A 20,320-nucleotide genomic window follows, 5' to 3' on the forward strand; every position below is an offset into this window, starting at 1 on the left:
TTTTCCTTGCTGTGGCGCGATAGTCACGTGGTAGAAGTGAGCGACGTGGTCGCTGCCGTTTCCCTGGCAGCAGTGATCTTCTTGGAAGCCCGAGGCCCGCAACAACGATGTTGCCGTGCGCGCAGCAGGTGAACATCGATGTCGAGCGGTCGCCGACGAACAGCGAGGAGCAACACTTGGCCGCGACCCCCAAAGCCCGCGCGCTCGGCCTGGCGGTGCGCAAGGAACGCAACGACCGCAGCACGAGCCTGCGTGAACTGGCAGGCCGGATCGGCCGCCACTCCGGCGAAATCTCCCGCTGGGAGAACGGAGAGCGCCCGCTGACGCCCGAACGCACCGCGCAGATCCTCAGCGCCCTCGGCGTCAGCGGCGATCGTTTCGACGAGATCATGTCCCTGGCGTACGAGGCGAAGAACCCGCCGTGGGTGGCGACGACGCTGCCGGAGCGGGAGCGGCAGCTATCGGCTCTGATCGACTTCGAGGAGTTGGCGAGCCAAGTTACCGAGGTAGCTCCGCTGCTGGTTCCTGGACTATTGCAGGTACCCAGCTACATCCGCGGGATCATGACCGGCGGTGGCGGCGTTCCTGCCAGCGAGGTTTCGGCGCGGGTGGCACTCCGGCTCGGCCATCAGAAGATCTTGAGCCGCACCGACCCCGTGAGCCTGGTGGTGTACCTCGGCGAAGCCGTCCTGCACCAGACTGTTGGTGATCGGGCGGTCATGGCGGAGCAACTGCGGAACCTGATCGCAACGCGTGAGCGCTCGAACGTCGCCTTGCGGGTAATCCCGTATCGGAGCGGTTGGAACCCTGCCTTGGACGGCGCATTCACGCTGGTCGAATCTGAGACCTCGGATCCCGTTGTTCAGCTGGAGAACCGCCGGTCAACGTTGCTCCTACACGAGGATGAAGATATCGAGGTTTACCGTCACGCTATTGATCAGCTAGACAAGGTGTCGTTTGACACTGACGAGTCCATGCGAGCGATCGCGGAGACCGCTAAGCGATGGGAGCGAACACGGTGAACAACTGCCAACGCTGGGTGAAGTCCAGTCGCAGCCAAGCTGGTTCCAACTGCGTCGAGCTGTCCGACGACCTGCGCTACCTGCGCGACTCGAAGGACCCGGACGGCGCCACCTTGCGAGTCGACGTCGGAGCCTTCGTGGCCGCGGTGAAGCGCGGCCGCTTCGACCGGAAGTAGTCGGTTCGCTGGCGAGCCGGCATCCGGGCGTCAGAGCGTGCTTCGCTGTCATACCTTGCTGACACCCTGCCGCCGACGGAACACCGTCGGCGGCAGGGGGCAACGGTCATGAGCAGCGCGGTTGTCGCCGAACTTCTCGAAGAAGGCGGCGTGGAAGTTTCGGCGATCGACGACCGGGCCGCGATCGTCGAGGCGTTGCAGCGGGCCCACCGGGACCAGCCGAAGCAGGCCTGGGCTTTCTTCGTGAACATCAGCGAGCGGCGCGCGCCGAAGTTGTCGGTCGGGCTCGACGGCGACCGCGGTGTGCTGACGTACTGGGACGGCCGCACTTCGTACCGGCCTGCCAACGGCTCCAACACCGAGCCGGTGGACTACTGGCGCGGCGGTCACCACGCTCAACTCGCCGAGTACAAGGAGATCTCGGCCGACCAGGTGCTGAGCGCCCTCGATGAGTTCCTGGCCAGCCGGCGTCAGCCGACTTGTGTCGAGTGGGTCGCGGATTGACCGACCGATTGAACAGGATCGGAAGCGACCGTATCGGTGTGCGGTACTCGCTGGGCACGGAGCAGCTCTCGAAGTTGCGTTGCAGGTGATCCCATACCGCAGCAGGTGGCATTGCGGGCGCGTCGGCCGGCGGCTGACGGTGTTCCGTAGGCGATTTGCCAGCAGTCTGCTGTTGCCAACGCGCCCATCCGGGGCGGGCGCAACCACGAGCAGCGCGCCGGTGGCGACCGCGGCGCTGGCGCCGTTCGTAGCGTTCGAGTTCCTGCGCGCGTTGAACACGCACTCGATAACCCTGGTCGTACTCGACGTGCTGATCGTCGTGCTCGTGCTGCGCGAGTACTTCACCCTGCGCGCTCAGCGGTGATCGGCGGAGTGAGCGGCGGGGCAGGTCATCGGACCGCCCGCGGATGGTGATATCCATGCGCGGCGGAAATGCCACCGCCGTTCGCCGTGCGGGCCGATGGTGGTGCGCCAGGGAGGTTCTGATGGTTCGGGAGGCGGTCGCACCGGCGGCCGATCCGCGGGATGCGGACGCGGTGCGCAGCAGCTCCGGATGGCACGCCCGGGTACCGCGGGCGGCGGCGGGTGCGCTGCTGCTGATCGCGCTGCTCAGCGTCGCCTCCGCGGTGGGGCTGGCGGTCACCGGCGGCATCCAGCCGGTCCGCCGGATCGTGGACGACTTCGTGTTCCCCGCACCGCCCAACCTCGCGTACGCCGCTTTCCTCGTGGTGCTCGCCGCGGCGCTGGAACGGCGCAAGCACGTCGCCTACCGCCTCCTGCTGCTCATCCTGGTGCTGCAAACGCTGGCCGATGCGCTCGTGGTCTTCCTGTGGAGCACCGATCAGGAATTGCTGGCCGAAGAAGTCGGCCGATATCGGGCGCCGGAGTGGGGCGGGTGGGTCTTCGCGGTCAACCTCGCCATCAGCGTGGCCGTGTTCGCGGTGCTGCTGCTGGCGCGCGACGAGTTCTACGGCCGGACCAAGCGCGGCGGTGTGCGCCAGGGCCTATCGGTGTTCGCCCTGCTCGTCACCACGTCGGTCGGCCTGGGATTCGTGCTGGCGTGGCTGGCGCCCGGATCGCTGGAGAACCCGTGGGAGTGGCTGACCTGGACCGCCGAGCGGGTGCTGGGCGGGGCGGTGACCTTCGACATCGCCCGGGACGGGCACGCTCCCGCATGGGTGAACCTGCTGCTCGGCCTGTTCGGCGCGGCCGCGCTGTTCACGGCGCTGTTGCTGATGCTGCGGGCCCAGCGGGTCGCCTCGGCGCTGAGCGAGGACGACGAGCGGCGGATCCGGACGCTGCTGGCGGAAAGCGGCGAACGCGACTCCCTCGGCTACTTCGCCACCCGCCGCGACAAGGCCGCGTTGTTCTCGCCCAGCGGCAAGGCCGCCATCACCTACCGCGAAGTCGCCGGGGTCTGCCTGGCCAGCGGTGACCCGCTGGGCGAACCGGAAGCGTGGCGCCCGGCCATCGACCGCTGGCTGGCGATGTGCCGCGAATACACCTGGGTACCGGCCGTGCTCGGCGTCAGCGAAGCGGGCGCCGCCGCCTACGCCCGCGCCGGGCTCAAGATCCTCCAGCTCGGCGACGAGGCGATCCTGCACACCGCGGAATTCAACCTCGACGGGCGGGACATGCGACCGGTGCGCCAGGCGGTCAACCGGGTGCGCCGCGCCGGGTACACCGCACGCATCCGCAGGCACTCCGACGTGCCGCAGCGGGAAATGGCCGAGGCGATGCGGCTCGCCCGCGAATGGCGCCACACCGACACCGAACGCGGCTTCTCGATGGCGCTCGGCCGCCTCGGCGACCCGGCCGACGGGGAATGCGTGCTGGTGGAAGCGCTGGACGCGGACCAGCGCCCGGTCGGCCTGTTGTCGCTGACCCCGTGGGGACGGCACGGGTTGTCGCTGGACCTGATGCGCCGCGAAGGCGGTTCGGACAACGGCGTCGTGGAGCTGATGGTCTGTTCGCTGATGCAGCAGGCGTGGTGGTTCGGCGTGGAGCGGGTGTCGCTGAACTTCGCGGTGTTCCGCTCGGCGTTCGACGAAGGCGCCCGGCTCGGCGCGGGACCGGTGTTGCAGGCTTGGCGCGGCCTGCTGCTGTTCTTCTCCCGCTGGTGGCAGCTCGAATCGCTGTACCGCGCGAACGTCAAGTACCAGCCGCGCTGGTCGCCTCGGTTCGTCGGCTTCTGCGAACGCCGCGAGCTGGCGCGGATCGGAGTCGCGTCGGTGATCGCGGAAGGTTTCCTGTCCGTGCCGGGTGCCGCACCCGTCGCCGCGCCCGAGGAGCCGTCCGGCGAGCATCGCCGCGTTCCGGCGCTTTCCGAACCGCGCCCGGATTCCGGGGACGTTCCGGAACAATCCCGGATGCGGCTGGACAAGGCCGACGACCTGCGCGCCCGGGGAATCGACCCGTACCCGGCCGGGATCACCCGAGCGGAATCCTGCCGCAGCCTGCTGGACCGCCACGGTGGCCTGGCCGCCGACAGCACCACCGGCGACCGGACTTCGTTGGCAGGGCGCGTGATGCTGCTGCGCGACCACGGCGGGGTGTGCTTCGCGAGCCTGCGGGACTTTTCCGGCGACGTGCAGGTGATGCTCACGGCCTCGGGCAGCGGCGACGCCTTGCGGACCTGGCGGGAGCAGGTGGACATCGGCGACCAGGTGTCGGTGACCGGTGACGTCGTGGCCTCCGCGCACGGCGAAGTGTCCCTGCTGGCAACGGAATGGACGATGGCCGGGAAGTGCCTGCACCCGCTGCCGAGCAAGCACCGGGGGCTCACCGACCAGGACGCCCGGGTTCGGCAGCGCTACCTCGACCTGGTCATGCGGCCGCAAGCGCGGGAAGCGCTGCACGCGCGCAGCGCCACGCTGCACGCGGTGCGGGGCGCGCTCGTCGGCGATGGCTTTCTCGAAGTGGAGACGCCGGTGCTGCAACCCGTGCACGGCGGCGCGAACGCGCGGCCGTTCAGCACCCGCAGCAATGCCTACGACATGCCGCTGTACCTGCGGATCGCGCCGGAGCTCTACCTCAAACGGCTCTGCGTCGGCGGCGTGGACAAGCTCTTCGAGATCGGCCGCGTGTTCCGCAACGAAGGGGTTTCCTACCGGCACAATCCCGAATTCACGGTGCTGGAAGCTTATGCGGCGTTCGCCGACTACGGGACCGTGCGGGAGCTGTGCCGCCGGCTGGTGCAGGCCGCCGCGGAGGCGGTCAACGGTGCCCAGATCGCTCGCCGCGACGGGGACGTGGACCTCAGCGGGGAATGGCCCGTCATCACCGTCAACGAGGCGATCTCGAAGGCGCTCGGCGAAGAGATCACCACCGGCACACCGCTGGAGGATCTGCACCGGGCTTGTGCGGCGGCCGGTGTTCCCCACGACCCCGAATGGGACCGCGGAACCGTTGTGCACGAGGTTTACGAGCGGCTGGTGGAGCCCAGCACGCAGGAACCCACCTTCTACACGGATTTCCCCGCGGAGGTCGCGCCGCTGGCGCGCCCGCACCGCGCGGATCCGCGGCTGGCCGAGCGGTGGGACCTCGTCGCGTTCGGCGTCGAGCTGGGAACCGGGTATTCGGAGCTGACCGATCCCGTCGAGCAGCGCCGCAGGCTCACCGAGCAGTCCCGGCTCGCCGCGGGCGGGGACGCGGAGGCGATGGAGCTGGACGAGGACTTCCTGACCGCGCTGGAATACGCCATGCCGCCCACCGGTGGACTCGGACTCGGCATCGACCGGTTGATCATGCTGCTGACCGGGCGTTCCATCCGGGACACGCTGGCGTTCCCGCTGGCCAAACCCGTCGGGAGCTGAGCGCAGGCGGACGGGACCGCCGGTGGCCGTCGTTCGCTTCCGCGTGCGACGCCGCGCCGAGGACGTTCGGCTCCGCCGGTTCGTCCGGTCGCCTCGACCGGCCGTCCATTGAGGACTCGGCGGCGCGGTGGCGTGCTTTCTCCTTCAGCCCGGGATGGCTCGCGCTCAAGGCGCCGCAACGGGCAGGAGCCGTGGAAGGGCCGACAAGGGATTCCCCGGTGCTCGTTGCGCTCAGCAGCGCTCGTGCGGCCGAAGCGGGCATGATGCGCGAAATCGATCGAACGAGGAGCCGCGGGGATGGACACACCCGGATTCCCCTCCGGAACGCTGGACGAAGACGGGTACCCGATCTGGTTGTCCGAAATGGCCGAAGAGGAGCCGAACGCGATTCTGCACCTGGTGCGGGACATGAGCCCGGACGAGGTTCTGCGGGGGTTGGAAGCCGATCCTTCCGCGGCGGTGCCGTGCACGTTGCCTGCGGAACGGCCGAAGGGCGTTTCGATGGCCAAGGCCGCTTTCGGCTCGGACTCCCGGGCGATGAGCGTGCTGCTGGCAGGCCGGATCGGCGGCTGGACGTTCGTGTACGACGACGCCGGGGCGACCGTCGCGATCGGCGGGCTGCCGATCCTCCGGCGCATCCTCGGAGCGGCCGCCCCCACGGAGGTGCCGGAGTCGGCCCCCGAAGGCGGCTGGGACGCCACCAGCGATCCCGCCGAGGTGCTCTCGGCCGCAGGCGGTCCGGCGATCACGCTGCACGAGTGCATCAACGGCTTGACCAGCCTCACCTACGCGGTGAACGGGCGGGCGGTGTTCCGCACCAATTCGGACGAAGTGGACGGACCGTTCGAGGACGAGCTGCCCGCAGAAGTCCGAGCGGCCGACGATGCCGCCGGAACCATCGCGGAACTCGCCTTCGAGCCCGGTGAACGCGACCCGAGCGCGGTCGCCCGCTTCGCCTGCGCCCTGGCGGGTGCGAGCTGGACCATGGCCGACCTGCGCGCCGCGCCGCTGCGGGTGGTCGAACTCCACTGAAGCCGCGCGAGGGGTGCCGGATCGGACAGGCTGCTCCGCCGCCCCGGTCAGGCGAGCTGGACGCGGGCTCGGGCGTGCAAGGTGTCCTGGCCGGTGAGCACGGTGAGATCGGCTGCGTTGTCGTCGGGGTGCCCGGTGACCAGCACCGGATCACCGGCGAACACGGGACGTTTCAACCGGTAGTCCACTGAGGACACGCCGTGGCCGGTGCGGCGCCGAGCCATCTCGGTCATCAGCAGCACCAGCAGCGGCCCGTGCACGACCAGCCCGGGATACGACTCGACCTCCCGCGCGTAAGGCGCGTCGTAGTGGATGCGGTGCGAATTCGCCGTCAGCGCGCTGAAGCGGAACAACCGGACGGGGTCGCCGGTGAACGGTTCCTGCCACGGCGCATCGGACTCGGCGGGCGAAACGTGGTGCTCCTGCGGGCTTTTCCCGCCGCTCTCGCCGGAACGGTAGACGTAGTCCTGCTCCTCGACCAGCCGCAGCGCACCGTCCTGCCGATACTCGTTGCGCACGGTCACGAACGCCATCTCGCCGGAGCGCCCCTGCTTCACCGCGACGTTGTCCAAAGAGGATGTTCGTTGCGCGGGGCGGCCGAGCACCAGCGGAGTCGACAGGGTCAGCCGCCCGCCCGCGAACATCCTCCTGCGGTCCGGAATCGGCGGCAGGAAGTGCCCTTCGAGCGGATGCCCGTCCGGGCCGAGTTCGCCGTGCCGCGCCCACTCCAGGAAGTAGATCCAGTGCCACAGCGCGGGAAGCTCGGACTTGTCGCCGAACTCGTCCGGCGTCTCCAGCACGGCCGCGAGCGCCCGCGCGGGTTCCGGCGGCATCGGATCCGATTCCGTCAGCGCCTCCGGGGACCAGCCCGTCAAGTGTTGCTCAAGCACCGATGCTCCTCTCGTCCGGCGCCATCCTGCCCTCGTGCAGCTGTTCCAGCGACGTGCGCTTGGTCTCGACGCCGAACAGCGCCAGCGTCGCCGTCGCCACCAGCCAGCAACCCGAGATGAACACGAAAACCGCCGCATAGCCCAGCGACGGGGTCGTGTAGATCGTGGCGATCACCAGCGGTGCCACCACGTTCCCGATCCGGCCGAGCCCGTTGCCGAGCCCGGCACCGGCCGTGCGCAGGTGGGTGGGAAACACCTCGGGCGTGTAGGAGTACAGCACCGCGATGTAGGTCTGCGTCAACGCGGCGACCAGGACTCCGAACACCACGATCAGCGCGCTGTTGTCCGCGAGTCCGTAGCCCACGCCGAGCGCGGTCACGATCAGGCCGAGCACGGTCGCCATCTTCTTGCGCGAGAAGCGGTCGATGAACGGCCACGCCAGGAACGCGCCGGGCACGGCGCCGACCGTGGTCAACGCCGACATGGTGAGGCTCTTGGCGAAGTCCTGCCCGTGATCGGCCAGCAGCGTCGGGATCCACGACTGGAAACCGTAGAAGCCGACCAGCGCGAACAGCCACACCACCATCAGCGCGATCGTGTTGCGGCGCATCCCCGGGGCGAACAGGTCGGCCATCCTGGCTCGCGGTGGCTCTTCGGCGGGCTGTTGCTCGTTTCCGGTGTGCTCGGGCGCGAATCGGCGCACGATCGCCGCCGCCTCCTCGTAGCGGCCGCGGGTCAGCAGCCAGCGCGGCGATTCGGGCAGCCGCAGCAGCATCGGGATCAGCAGGAAACCCAAGGCGCCGAACAGGAACAGCAGCCGCCACGACTCGGGATGCGTGCCGGTCAGGCCGCGCGCGAGGAACGCGACGACCGGGATGCCGATCAGGCCGGTGCCCAGCGCGATCGACTGGAAACGTCCGCGCTTCTCGGCGGGGGTGACCTCGGAGAGGTAGGTGATCGCCACGGTCGTCAGCGCGCCGAGCCCGATCCCGGTGGCGAACCGCGCCACCGCCATCAGCCCGACGCCGGTGATCAGCGCGTTCATCAGCGAACCCGCGGAGAACAGGACCACCGACCACAACATCCCGGCGCGGCGCCCGAGCAGGTCGGTGAGCCTGCCGCCGAGGATCGCGCCGAGGGCCATTCCGGCGAACCCGACACCGGTCACCCACGCCACGTCGTGCACCGAGAAGTCGTGCGCGCGGCGGATCGCCGGGGCGGCGAACGCGAAGCTGTTCAGGTCGGCCAGATCGAAGAAGAACATCACGCTCACGGTCAGCAGCACCCGCCGGTGCAGCCTGCCGACGCGCGCACCGCTGAGCGCGGCGAGCAGGGGTGAACCGCTCATGGACACAGACCTCCATCAGGGAGCCCGCAAGAGGGGAAGAGCCGGGGCGGACGCCGCGGCGGAACGGCCGGATCGGATTTAGCCGTACAAAACGTTGCGTCAGTTTGTGATCGGGGTCGCCGGGTGTCAACCCATCGGGCCGGTTCGCCCGCTCCGGCGCCATCGACGTCGAGTGAACGGACTGTTGGCCCCAATAGATTGGTCAAACGGTCCGTTCGCTCCTGGAGTGGAGGGGTACGAGCGGTCCGCTCGCCGGGTCGCGGTGCGGCGTCGACCGCGCGGCATTGCACGGGCGGCGTTGACCTGGCGGCGCAATTGGCCGTACAAATGTGCTGTCGGGTTTCCCGGAGGCCGCCGCGGGTGGTCAGGATGGACGGCGAACATGACCAGCACCGCTGCAACCCTCGCCCGCTGGGCCGCGGAGTTCACCCCGGGCCCGGACGACCTCGAACTGGCGCGGCGTTCGCTGCTGGACACCGCCGCGGTCGCCCTCGCCGCCCGCGAGCATCCGCTGACCGGGATCGCGGCCGGCTTGCCGGACGCCGCGCGGTGGGCCGCGATCGGGCACGTGCTCGACTTCGACGACCTGCACATCGAGTCGACCACGCACATCAGCGTCGTCGTGGTGCCGGCCGTGCTGGCCGCGGGCGGGGGAGCGGACGCCTACCTCGCCGGGGCCGGAGTGATGGCGCGGCTCGGCGAACGGCTCGGGTGGCAGCACTACTCGGCCGGATGGCACGCGACCTGCACCGCCGGAGCGCCTGCCGCTGCGGTAGCGGCGGGCAGAGCGATGGGGTTGGACGCCGAGCGGTTGGCCACGGCGATGGCGCTGGCCGTTCCCGCGGCCGGTGGTGTGCAGAAAGCCTTTGGCACGCATGGGAAATCCCTGCAGGTCGGGTTCGCAGCGGAGGCCGGGGTCCGGGCGGCTGGGCTCGCCCGTGCGGGCGCGAGCGCGGACCCGGCTGCGCTGGACGACTGGCTCCGGCTCGTGGGCGGGCAACCCGGTGACCTCGCGTTGAACGGCCCGGCGGTGCCGGGTGGGCTGGCGATCAAGGTGTTCCCGTGCTGCTACGCGATGCAGCGCCCGATCGCCGCGCTGCGCGAGGTGCGCGGCGACATCCGGGGCGAAGTGCGGCGCGTGCGGGTGCGGACTCCGGAAGGGACCGTGCAGCCGCTGATCCACGACCGGCCGGGCACGGGGCTGCAAGGCAAGTTCAGCATGCAGTACGCGGTGGCGACGGCGTTGCTCGACGACTACCCGGATTTCGTGTCGTTCAGCGACGAAGCGGTCGCGCGCCCAGAGGCGCAGAAGTTGTTGCGGCGCGTGGAAACCGCCTACCCGCCGGGTGCGGACGGGTTGCTGGCCGGCGCGGTCGACATCGAGGTCGAGCACGACGGCGAGCCGCTGCGCACCGAGCTGGTACACCCGCCGGGATCGCCGTCCCGGCCGCCGAATTCGGCTGAACTGGCGGAAAAGCTCAGCGCCTGCGGAGCCGCGGGCCTGCTCGACGGCGGGAACTGGAAGTCGGTGCGTGACCTGCTGGACCGGACGTTCCCGCGCCAAGGGGGGATCGACTGATGCGGCCGTTGGACGGCATCACCGTCGTGAGCATCGAGCAGGCGGTGGCCGCGCCGTTCGCCACCCGCCAGCTCGCCGACCTCGGCGCCCGCGTGATCAAGATCGAGCGGCCGGGCGGCGGGGATTTCGCCCGCCGCTACGACGAATCCGTCGACGGGCAGGCCAGCTACTTCGTGTGGCTGAACCGGTCGAAGGAGTCGCTGGCGCTGGACCTCAAGGACCAGCGCGGACGCGCGGTGCTGGACGAACTGCTGGCCGAAGCGGACGTGTTCGTGCAGAACCTCGCTCCCGGCGCGGCCGCGCGGATGGGCCTGGACGCGGAAAGCCTGGACAACGGCAAGCTGATCGTCTGCGACGTCTCCGGGTTCGGCTCCAGCGGGTCCTGGTCGCAGCGCAAGGCCTACGACCTGCTGGTGCAGTGCCAGACCGGTCTGGTGTCGCTGACCGGCGGGGAGGAACCGGCGAAGGTCGGAGTGTCCATTGCGGACATTTCGGCGGGGATGTACGCGTACTCCGGGATTCTGAGCGCGCTGTACCTGCGGGCCACGACGGGCGAGGCCCGCTCGGTCGAGGTGTCGCTGTTCGACTCGCTCGCGGAGTGGGTGAGCCAGCCCGCGCACTTCACCCGGCACACCGGCACCCAGCCCCAGCGCGCCGGGGCCAGCCACCCGACGATCGCGCCGTACGGGCCGTTCACCGCGGCCGACGGCAAGCAGGTGCTGCTGGCGGTGCAGAACGATCGCGAGTGGGCGGCGCTGTGCGGGCGGTTTCTTGGTGACACGGGGTTGACCGGCGACGAACGGTTCGCGACGAACTCCGCGCGGGTCCGGCATCGCGATGAGCTCGACGGCATCATCGCGGACCGGTTCGCCTGCCTCGACTCCGAAGAAGCCGGCAAGCTGCTCGACGAGATCGGCATCGCCAACGCCGGGCTGAACTCGGTCGCAGAGTTCCTGCAGCACCCGGCGCTGACCGAACGCGGCCGCTGGCGCGACATCGGCATCCCCGGCTCGGTCGTGCCCTCGCTGCTGCCACCGGCCATCCTGTCCGGAGTGGACCCGCGCATGGACCCCGTGCCGGACGTCGGTGACCACAGCGGCACGATCCTCGCCGAACTCGGCCGGAACCAAGAAGAGATCGGCGAACTCCGCGCGCAAGGCGTCATCTGAGAGGAAGCACCAAGTGAGCACTGTGGACATCCTGGACCGCGACGAGCAGCTGATCGTCGAAACCGTGCGCGAGTTCGTGGACAGGGACGTCAAGCCGGTCGTGCAAGAGCTGGAGCACGCCAACACCTATCCCGAGGCGCTCATCGAGCGGATGAAGGAACTGGGCATCTTCGGCCTCGCCATCCCGGAGGAACACGGCGGCAACCCGGTGTCCACGCCGTGCTACGTGCTCATCACCGAGGAGCTGGCGCGCGGCTGGATGAGCCTGGCCGGTGCGATGGGCGGGCACACCGTGGTCTCCAAGCTGCTGCTGCACTTCGGCACAGAAGAGCAGAAAGCCGAGTACCTGCCGAAGATGGCCACCGGTGAGACCCGCGCGGCGATGGCGCTGACCGAGCCCGGCGGCGGTTCCGATCTTCAGGCCATGACCACCCATGCCCGCCGCGAAGGCGACGAGTACGTGGTCGACGGCGCCAAGACGTGGATCACGAACTCCCGGCGTTCCGGCCTGATCGCCTTGCTGTGCAAGACCGATCCGGCCGCTGAGCCCGCGCACAGGGGAATCTCCATCCTGCTGGCCGAGCACGGTCCCGGCCTGGAGGTTTCCCGCGACCTGCCCAAGCTCGGCTACAAGGGCGTGGAGAGCTGCGAACTGTCCTTCGTGGACTACCGCGCTCCGGCGGATGCGCTGCTCGGCGGGGTCGAAGGAAAAGGCTTCGGGCAGATGATGAAGGGCTTGGAAACCGGCCGCATCCAGGTCGCGTCGCGGGCGCTCGGCGTCGGCCGGGCCGCGCTCGAGGACGCGCTGCACTACGCGCAGGAACGGGAAAGCTTCGGCAAACCCATCTGGAAGCACCAGTCCGTCGGCAACATGCTGGCCGACATGGCCACCAAACTCACCGCGGCGAGGCAGCTCACGCTGCACGCGGCCCGCGAGTCCGATGCGGACCGCCGGGTCGACATGGAAGCCGGGATGGCCAAGCTCTACGCCTCGGAGGCGGCGATGGAGATCGCCCTGAACGCGGTGCGGGTGCACGGCGGCTACGGCTACTCCACCGAGTTCGACGTGGAGCGCTACTTCCGCGACGCACCGCTGATGATCGTCGGCGAAGGCACCAACGAGATCCAGCGCAACGTGATCGCCTCCCAACTGGTCTCCCGCGGCGGCCTGGACGCCTGAACGCTCGCCGTCCCGGACCCCGCCCGCCGGGCGTCGGCTACGGTCGGGACCTCAGCGGAAATGAGGTGCGGACGTGGGTGAGGCCAAGCAGAGCGCCTACGCGAAGCTCGCGCGAGAGCTTCGCGCGGCGATCCTGCGCCACGACTACCCGGACGGCGTGCGGCTGCCCACCGAGGCCGAGCTCGCCGAGAACCACCGGGTCAGCAGGCAGACCGTGCGCCGCGCCTTCCAGGACCTGGTCTCGGAAGGGATGGTGTACCGGGTTCCGGGGCGGGGCACCTTCGCCGCTCCGCGCGAAGAGCAGTACCTGCGCCAGTTCGGGTCGGTCGACGACCTCATGGGACTGTCGATCGACACCACGATGGAACTCGTCGCACCGCTGCGCAAAGAAGTCGCGCTGGACGCAGCGGGCAGGCTCCAGCTGCACACCGACCGGGTGCACACCCTCGCGTTCCTGCGGCTGCACGAGAACATCCCGTTCTGCCTGTCCACCGTCTACCTGCCGCCTGCGGTGGGCAGGCTGCTGGCGGACGTGCCGGAGCTGACCGAGGTGGGCGCGCGCAGCCGGTTCACCATCATCGGGCTGCTGGACGAGCGGATGAGCGATCCCATCGCGGAGGCCGAGCAGAGCATCACCGTCGGGCAGGCGTCCGCGGGCGCGGCGGAGCACCTCGGCTGCGAACCGGACCGCTCGCTGCTGCGCATCGACCGGATCTACCAGTCCACCGCAGGCCAGCCGGTGGAGCTGGCGGTGAGCTACTTCCTGCCGGAGCACTACTCGTACCGGGTGCGGTTGCGTCGCACGCTGCGCTGAACCGGGCGTTACCCTGGCGCCCATGGCTGATCACGTGCAGGTCGTGACGACGACGGACTCCGAGCAGGCCGCTGCCGAGCTGGCCCGCAGCATCGTGGACGCCCGCGTGGGGGCGTGCGTGCAGGTCGCGCAGATCCGCAGCTTCTACCGCTGGGACGACGCGGTGCAGGACGACCCGGAGTGGCAGCTGCAGGTCAAGACCTCCGCGGAACGGCTGGAGGCGCTGATCGAGCACATCCGGGCGAACCACTCCTACGACGTGCCGGAGGTCATCGCCACGCCGATCATCGGCGGCAACCGCGGTTACCTGACCTGGGTGGAGTCGGAAACCATGCAGTGAGCCGGAAATCGGCGAGGTCCTGCGGGCGCCTCGGCGCGGGGTGACATCATGGCGCGGTGAGCAGCCATGCAGAGCAGCCCGGCACCGAGCTCGACTCCGCCGCCTCGCCGACACCGCTGACGCTGTACCTGGTCAAACGCCTGGAGCTGGTGATCCGGGCACTGATGGACGATGTGCTGCGCCCGCTCGGGCTCACCACGTTGCAGTACACGGCGCTGACCGTGCTGGAGTCCAAGGGCGCGTTGTCGTCGGCGCAACTGGCCCGCCGTTCTTTCCTGCGGCCGCAGACGATGCACGAAATGGTGCTGGCGCTGGAGAAGCGCGGGCTGATCGCGCGCAGGCCGGACGAGAACAACCGGCGCGTGCTGCTGGCCACGCTCACCGACGACGGGCGCGAGCTGCTGACTCGCTGCGCGCCCGCCGTGCTGGAGCTGGAGAACGAACTGCTGGCCGGATTGGACCAGCGCCAGCGCGACGAGTTCCGCGAGACGCTGCGGCACGGCGTGGACACGCTCGGCGCGCTGTCCGAGGCCCGCCGCTGAGCCGCGCTCAACTGCTCGGAAGTTTCGAGTGAACGGCCTGTTGGTCCGACTAGATTGGGCGAACGGTCCGTTCACTCTGGGAGAAACGGCTCGGGCGTGCCGCGGAGATTGGCGCCCGACAGGCGCGTGAATCGCCGGATCGGCGCAACGCGACCGATGAGGGCGCTGCGGGGTCAGTCGCCGAAGCGGTCGCGCACCTCGGACTTGCTGATCTTGCCGGAGCCGGTGCGGGGCAACGCCTCGGCGAACCGCACCGACTTCGGCACCTTGTAGCCGGCCAGCCGCCCGCGCAGGTGCGCCAGCAGCGCCGTGGCGTCGAAGTCCGCGCCCGGTGCGCGAACCACCACGGCGCGCACGGCTTCGCCCCACTTCTCGTCCGGAACACCGATCACCGCGCAGGATTCCACGCCGGGAAAATCGTGGACCTCGTTCTCCACCTCGGCCGGGTAGATGTTCTCCCCGCCGGAAATGATCAGGTCTTTGATGCGGTCGACGATGTAGACGTAACCGTCCTCGTCGACCTCGGCGACATCGCCGGAGTGGAATTCGCCGTCGCGCAACGCGATCGCGGTCTCTTCCGGCCGGTTCCAGTAGCCGCGCATCACGTTCGGCCCGCTGACCACCACTTCACCGCGCTCACCGGGCGCCACGTCGCGTCCGGCGGCGTCGACGACGCGGACGCCGGTGAAGAACGACGGCACCCCGGCTGATCCGATCTTGCTGGTGGTGTGCTCGCGGTCCAGGAACAGCGCGCCCGGCGCCGCCTCGGTCATGCCGTAGCCCTGCGAGAAGCTCAAACCCCTTGCGAGGTAACGCTGAATCGTCGCGGTCGGCACCGGCGCACCGCCGCACAGTAGATGCCGCAGACTCGACAGGTCGGTCCCGGCCCATTCCTCGTGCGCCGCAAGGGCGTCGTACATCGCGGGCACGCCGAACATCAGCGTCACGCGGTCCCGCTCGATCGCCTCGAGCACCGCACCGGCGTCGAACGACGGGTGCAGCAGCACTTCGCCGCCTTTGAGCAGCGTCGGGAGGCAGACCATGCCCAGCGCGGCCGCGTGGAACAGCGGCGCGACGATCAGCGTGCGCTCGTCGGCGGTCAGGTCGTTCTCGACCAGCACGTTGTAGCTGTTCCAGGTCAGGTTTCCGTGCGTGAGCACCACACCCTTGGGGCGGCCGGTGCTGCCCGAGGTGTACATGATCAAACAGGGATCGTCGAGCGTGACCGGAAGGTCCGGCGGCTCGGCCGCGTCCGCGGACGGCGTCGGCTCGTCGACCGGCATCGTGCGCAGCCGCTCGATGCCGAGCTGGGCCGCGGTTTCGGCTCGATCGGCGGTGTGGATCAGCGCCGAACAACCGGAATCCCGCACCACGTGGTCCACTTCGGACGCCGTGAAGCGGGAATTCACCGGCACGAACACCGCGCCGAGCCGTCCGCAAGCGAACAACGTCGTCAGGAAGGCCGGATGGTTCGGGCCGAGGAAGGCCACCCGATCGCCGCTGCGCACACCTTGTTCGTGCAACCCGCGCGCGAGGTCGGCCACGCGTGCAGCGAACTCGGCATAGGTCAGGCGGAGATCACCGTAGCGGACGGCGATCCGGTGCGGAGTCATCCGAGCCCGCCGCGCGGGCCAGGAGCCGAGCCCTTGGTTGCGCAACCGCCTCACCTTCCGCCGAGTATCCTGAGTGGACGGTGGCCCCGCGGGTCCGGGCGCGCAGGGCGCCGCCGAGTCACTGCTGCGGGTCGAAAGAACTCAGACCCGGACGGTAGCTCTTGTCGTCCAGGAACTGCGACATGCCTTTGGCGCGGGCGCCTGCGCCGTCGGCGAACTGCGACTGGTCCAGTTTGGCGTAGAGGTAGTCCTCCGCCTGCTCCCACGGCATTTCGGCGCCGACCTTGAACCCGACCTTCGCCGCGTGCAGCACCACCTGGTTCATCCCGGCGAGCTTCAGCGCCAGCTCGCGGGTGCGCTCGCGCAGCCGCCCGGCCGGGACCGCCTCGTTGACCAGGCGCATCCGGGACGCCTCGCGTCCGTCGAAGGTTTCGCCGGTCATGATGTGGTACAGCGCGTCCCGCTGGCTGACGGTGGCGGCCAGCGCGCGGCTGACCACTCCGCCCGGCGGGATTCCCCAGTTCACCTCGGAAAGCCCGAACGTCGCGGCCTCGTCGGCGATCGCGAGGTCGCAGGCCACCAGCGGGGTGAACGCGCCGCCGAAGCACCAGCCGTTGACCATCGCGATGGTCGGTTTCGCCCAGTGCGCCAGGCGTTTCCACTGCCATTCCGCGCTGGCCCTGCGCACCCGCGCCTGCACCGCGACGCTGCCGGTCTCGTCGACCTCGCGGAAGTACTCCTTGAGGTCCATGCCCGCGGAGAACGACTCGCCGGCGCCGGTCAGCACGAGCACCTTGCAGCGCTCGTCGCCTTCCAGGGCGTCGAGCACGCGGATCATCTCGTCGTTGAGCGCCGGGTTCATCGCGTTGCGCTTGTCCGGGCGGTTCAGCGAGACCCAGGCGATCCCCTCGTCGAACTCGACCAGGACCGACTCGCCCCACGGCTGTTGCTCGTCCACCGGTGCCGCCACCTCAATTCGATCAGGGTTCCTGATGGCAGAGTGCCAAGGTGGGGGCGCACGGTCAACCCGGGGGAGGTTCAGATGTAGCGCTCGTCGCTGGCGCGCGGGCGGTTGCGGTAGCGGATCCACCGGCCGAGCACGGCGAGGACCAGGGCGATCGCGAGCAGCACCATCGCCACTATGAACAGGACGCCCATCGGTCCCGAACTCGCGCCGAGCGGTGCGGCCTGGGTGAGCGGCTGCGCGGTCTCGAGCGGAAGGTGCCACGGCATGATGTCGATCATGCACTAGGAGCTGTTCAGGGCTCGGTTCGGGTGGCTGAGTCCCCGGGCGCCCGCAAGCAAGCAGAACCCAGCCCTCCGGGGCGGGCCGCTTGCCGGTTCGGATCCGGTGGGCAGCGCGGCGCGGATCCGCTCCGGGTAGTAGTCGCTGCGGCGTTCGCAGGAATTTCCGCGGCGAACGGCTGGATCCAGGTGTGCAAGGCGTCCGGTCCGTTGACGGTCCCGCTGTTATCGCTAACACTGCACTGCTACGCGACGAGGGGAGTCGATGTGGTGCAGCGATCCGGAGGTCCCGCCCGCCGGTCCGGCCACCAGCCGGTGCTGCACGACGTCGCCGAACTCGCCGGCGTCTCGCAGATGACGGTTTCGCGCGTGCTCAACGACACCGGCCCGGTCAAGCCCGATACCCGCAAGCGGGTGCTGGAAAGCGTGCAGCAGCTCGGGTATCGCCCGAACGCGCTCGCGCGGGGACTGGCCACCGGCCGCTCCCGCACGTTGGGGGTGGTGGCCCTGGACTCCGTGTTGCACGGACCGGCCAGCACGCTGCTGGGTGTGGAGAACGCCGCGCGCGAGGCCGGTTACGGGGTTTCGATCTCCAGCGTCAGCGATCCGGAGGACTCCGGCCGGGCCATCGATGTCCTTCGTGGACAGTGCGTGGCGGGGATCGTGGTGATCGCCCCGCACGTGCGGACCGCTCAGGCGCTGGCGGATGTTCCCGGTGATGTTCCGGTGGTCGCGGTCGCCGACACCGACCAGGCGCCGGTCCCGGTGGTCGCGGTGGATCAGCGCAGCGGAGCGCGGCTCGCGACCGAGCACCTCCTCGCGCTGGGACACCGCCCGGTCTGGCACGTCGCGGGCCCGGAAGGGTGGCTGGAAACCGAGGCTCGCGAGCAGTCCTGGCGTGACGCGCTGCGCGTGCGTGGAGTGCCGGAACCGCCGGTGCTGCGCGGAGACTGGAGCCCGCGCTCCGGTTACGAAGCTGGGCGGGAACTGGTCGCGCACGGCGGGGTCGACGCGGTGTTCGTCGCCAACGACCAGATGGCTCTGGGAGTTCTGCGCGCGATGGCCGAGGCGGGGCTTTCGGTTCCGCACGACGTGCGGGTGGTCGGGTTCGACGACGTTCCGGAAGCGGCCTACTTCTGCCCGCCGTTGACCACGGTGCGGCAGGATTTCCTCGCACTCGGGCGGAAAACCTTCGAGCAGATGTTGCTGCGGATGGAAGGCGGCCGGCCGGTGCGGCGTTCGATCGTGCCCGCCGAGCTGATCGTGCGCGACAGCACCGGACCCGGGAGGTGTTGAGCGGCACCGGATCCGCCAGGGGACAGACTTCGTCAACGACGCCGAGGGAAAACCGATGCACTTGCCCGAACCACCTACCATGGAAGTGTCCACGATGGCCGCCGACAGCCTGCGGCTGTCCATGAACTGGCTCGACAACCTCATCCTGGTCAGCTATTTCGCCGTGGTGCTGGGAATCGCCCTGGCCGCGCGGCGAAGTGTCCGCAACAGCCTGGACTTCTTCCTGTCCGGCCGGTCACTGCCCGCGTGGGTGACCGGCCTGGCTTTCGTGTCGGCGAACCTCGGGGCGACCGAAATCCTCGGGATGGCCGCGAACGGCGCGCAGTACGGCGCTTACACGATCCACTGGTACCTGATCGGCGCGATCCCGGCGATGGTCTTCCTCGGCCTGGTGATGATGCCGTTCTACTACAACACGAAAGTCCGCAGCGTCCCGGAATTCCTGCTGCGCCGGTTCAGCTCGTCCTCGCACCTGCTGAGCGCGTCGCTGTTCGCCGTGGCGTCGGTGCTGATCGCCGGGGTGAACCTCTACGCGCTGGCGATCGTGCTGCGTGCGCTGCTCGGCTGGCCGCTGACGGTGTCCATTTTCACCGCGGGCCTGTTCGTGCTCGCCTACATCGTCATCGGCGGGCTGTCCTCGGCGATCTACAACGAGGTGCTGCAGTTCTTCGTCATCGTCGCCGCGCTGGTGCCGCTGACCGTGCTGGGCTTGGTGCGCATCGGCGGGGTCGGTGGACTGATCGAACGCGTCCAATCCGGTCCTGGGCCGGAATTCCTGACCGCGTGGGGCGGAACCGGATTCGGACAGGACAACCCGCTGGGCGCGAACTGGCTGACGATCACGATCGGGCTCGGCTTCGCGGTCTCGTTCGGCTACTGGACGACGAACTTCGCCGAGGTGCAGCGGTCGCTGTCGGCGCGCAACCTCTCGGCGGCGCGGCGGACTCCGCTGATCGCGGCGTTCCCGAAGATGTTCATCCCGCTGATCGTCGTGCTGCCCGGCATCATCGCGCTGCTGATCCACCCGCAGATCGGGCAGACCGGCGGGCACGACTACAACGACGCGATCCCGTTGCTGATGCGGGATTTGCTGCCGAATGGTGTGCTCGGACTCGCGGTCACCGGGCTGATGGCCTCGTTCATGGCAGGCATGGCCGCGAACGTTTCGAGCTTCAACACCGTGTTCACCACCGACATCTGGCGGCCCTACCTGAAACCCGGGATGCCGGACGCGCACTACCTGCGGGTCGGTCGCGTGATCACCGCGGTCGGCGTGCTGGCCGGGATGGGCACTGCGTTCATCGCCGCGTCGTTCAGCAACATCATGAACTACCTGCAAACCCTGTTCTCGTTCTTCAACGTTCCGTTGTTCGCGACGTTCATCCTGGCGCTGTTCTGGAAGCGGATGACCGCCAAAGCGGGGTTCTGGGGCTTGCTCGCCGGAACCGTCGCACCGATCGCGTTCTACGTCGCGTACAAGACCGGTTTCGTGGCGATCAGCACCGACCAGGGCGCGAACATGATCTCTTCGATCATCGCCTTCGCCGTGGACGTCGCGGTGAGCGTGCCGGTCGCGCTGGCCACCCGCCCGAAGCCGGCGTCCGAATTGGAGGGGCTGGTCTACACCCGCGAGGCCGCGCGCGACACCGGCGTCGCCGCACCCGGTGACGCCGCCTGGTACCGCCGTCCGGCGCTGCTGGGCTGGGGCGCGATCGTGCTCGCCGCGGCTTGTTACATCCCGTTCTCCTTGTGACC

Annotated in this window: 19 protein-coding genes; 14 read left to right on the plus strand and 5 right to left on the minus strand. The window is 69.3% G+C overall.

Annotated elements, in window-relative coordinates:
- The first annotated feature begins 128 nt into the window (after positions 1-128).
- The 6 genes from INP57_RS22595 (at position 129) to INP57_RS22620 (ending at position 6,549) form a co-directional block, all read left to right on the plus strand.
- The gene (locus INP57_RS22595) at positions 129-1,022 is read left to right on the plus strand and encodes a helix-turn-helix domain-containing protein (protein WP_200072314.1); all 894 of its coding nucleotides are present in this window, start codon (positions 129-131) and stop codon (positions 1,020-1,022) included.
- Positions 1,004-1,198 (plus strand): DUF397 domain-containing protein, encoded by a 195-nt coding sequence (locus INP57_RS22600; protein ID WP_200072315.1) that lies wholly within the window; start codon positions 1,004-1,006, stop codon positions 1,196-1,198. Before INP57_RS22595 ends, INP57_RS22600 begins: the two co-directional genes overlap by 19 nt.
- Before the next feature lie 108 nt (positions 1,199-1,306).
- A complete protein-coding gene (locus tag INP57_RS22605) occupies positions 1,307-1,702 on the plus strand; it encodes an Imm1 family immunity protein (RefSeq protein ID WP_200072316.1) in 396 nt (131 codons plus the stop codon).
- Positions 1,703-1,922: 220 nt separating this feature from the next.
- Complete coding sequence (locus INP57_RS22610) at positions 1,923-2,066, plus strand: hypothetical protein (RefSeq protein ID WP_200072317.1); 144 nt, start codon at positions 1,923-1,925, stop codon at positions 2,064-2,066.
- 121 nt (positions 2,067-2,187) lie between these two features.
- A complete protein-coding gene (lysX, locus tag INP57_RS22615) occupies positions 2,188-5,517 on the plus strand; it encodes a bifunctional lysylphosphatidylglycerol synthetase/lysine--tRNA ligase LysX (protein WP_200072318.1) in 3,330 nt (1,109 codons plus the stop codon).
- A gap of 297 nt (positions 5,518-5,814) precedes the next feature.
- The gene (locus INP57_RS22620) at positions 5,815-6,549 is read left to right on the plus strand and encodes a hypothetical protein (protein ID WP_200072319.1); all 735 of its coding nucleotides are present in this window, start codon (positions 5,815-5,817) and stop codon (positions 6,547-6,549) included.
- A 47-nt stretch (positions 6,550-6,596) separates the two neighbouring features.
- On the opposite strand, the gene INP57_RS22625 is transcribed toward INP57_RS22620, so the two are convergent.
- Positions 6,597-7,439, minus strand: a complete 843-nt coding sequence (locus INP57_RS22625; RefSeq protein WP_307850220.1) for an HTD2 family dehydratase — start codon at positions 7,437-7,439, stop codon at positions 6,597-6,599.
- On the minus strand, positions 7,432-8,787 hold the full coding sequence (locus INP57_RS22630) for an MFS transporter (RefSeq protein ID WP_200072320.1): 1,356 nt from the start codon (positions 8,785-8,787) through the stop codon (positions 7,432-7,434). The genes INP57_RS22625 and INP57_RS22630 overlap by 8 nt, the downstream gene beginning before the upstream one ends.
- 382 nt (positions 8,788-9,169) lie before the next feature.
- Between INP57_RS22630 and INP57_RS22635 the strand changes: the two genes are divergently transcribed.
- The 6 genes from INP57_RS22635 (at position 9,170) to INP57_RS22660 (ending at position 14,411) form a co-directional block, all read left to right on the plus strand.
- On the plus strand, positions 9,170-10,366 hold the full coding sequence (locus tag INP57_RS22635; protein ID WP_200072321.1) for an MmgE/PrpD family protein: 1,197 nt from the start codon (positions 9,170-9,172) through the stop codon (positions 10,364-10,366).
- The gene (locus tag INP57_RS22640; RefSeq protein ID WP_200072322.1) at positions 10,366-11,535 is read left to right on the plus strand and encodes a CaiB/BaiF CoA transferase family protein; all 1,170 of its coding nucleotides are present in this window, start codon (positions 10,366-10,368) and stop codon (positions 11,533-11,535) included. Before INP57_RS22635 ends, INP57_RS22640 begins: the two co-directional genes overlap by 1 nt.
- 13 nt (positions 11,536-11,548) lie before the next feature.
- Positions 11,549-12,715, plus strand: a complete 1,167-nt coding sequence (locus INP57_RS22645) for an acyl-CoA dehydrogenase family protein (RefSeq protein ID WP_374220963.1) — start codon at positions 11,549-11,551, stop codon at positions 12,713-12,715.
- A 73-nt stretch (positions 12,716-12,788) separates the two neighbouring features.
- A complete protein-coding gene (locus tag INP57_RS30415; protein ID WP_200072323.1) occupies positions 12,789-13,529 on the plus strand; it encodes a GntR family transcriptional regulator in 741 nt (246 codons plus the stop codon).
- A 22-nt stretch (positions 13,530-13,551) separates the two neighbouring features.
- The gene (cutA, locus tag INP57_RS22655) at positions 13,552-13,869 is read left to right on the plus strand and encodes a divalent-cation tolerance protein CutA (RefSeq protein ID WP_200072324.1); all 318 of its coding nucleotides are present in this window, start codon (positions 13,552-13,554) and stop codon (positions 13,867-13,869) included.
- Between the two features lie 56 nt (positions 13,870-13,925).
- The gene (locus INP57_RS22660) at positions 13,926-14,411 is read left to right on the plus strand and encodes a MarR family winged helix-turn-helix transcriptional regulator (protein WP_295141210.1); all 486 of its coding nucleotides are present in this window, start codon (positions 13,926-13,928) and stop codon (positions 14,409-14,411) included.
- 173 nt (positions 14,412-14,584) lie between these two features.
- Here the strand turns inward: INP57_RS22660 and INP57_RS22665 are convergent, their stop codons facing one another.
- From INP57_RS22665 to INP57_RS22675, 3 genes are all read right to left on the minus strand, one after another.
- On the minus strand, positions 14,585-16,069 hold the full coding sequence (locus tag INP57_RS22665; protein WP_200072325.1) for an acyl-CoA synthetase: 1,485 nt from the start codon (positions 16,067-16,069) through the stop codon (positions 14,585-14,587).
- A 73-nt stretch (positions 16,070-16,142) separates the two neighbouring features.
- Complete coding sequence (locus INP57_RS22670) at positions 16,143-16,982, minus strand: p-hydroxycinnamoyl CoA hydratase/lyase (protein WP_295141204.1); 840 nt, start codon at positions 16,980-16,982, stop codon at positions 16,143-16,145.
- Positions 16,983-17,062: 80 nt separating this feature from the next.
- Complete coding sequence (locus INP57_RS22675; RefSeq protein ID WP_200072327.1) at positions 17,063-17,257, minus strand: hypothetical protein; 195 nt, start codon at positions 17,255-17,257, stop codon at positions 17,063-17,065.
- 279 nt (positions 17,258-17,536) lie between these two features.
- Between INP57_RS22675 and INP57_RS22680 the strand changes: the two genes are divergently transcribed.
- Positions 17,537-18,565: a LacI family DNA-binding transcriptional regulator gene (locus INP57_RS22680; protein WP_200072328.1), complete on the plus strand. Its 1,029-nt coding sequence runs from the start codon at positions 17,537-17,539 to the stop codon at positions 18,563-18,565.
- Positions 18,566-18,644: 79 nt separating this feature from the next.
- Positions 18,645-20,318 (plus strand): sodium:solute symporter family protein, encoded by a 1,674-nt coding sequence (locus tag INP57_RS22685; protein WP_200072397.1) that lies wholly within the window; start codon positions 18,645-18,647, stop codon positions 20,316-20,318.
- Positions 20,319-20,320 lie beyond the last annotated feature (2 nt).

It is taken from the genome of Saccharopolyspora galaxeae (assembly GCF_016526145.1).
GTDB lineage: Bacteria > Actinomycetota > Actinomycetes > Mycobacteriales > Pseudonocardiaceae > Saccharopolyspora_C > Saccharopolyspora_C galaxeae.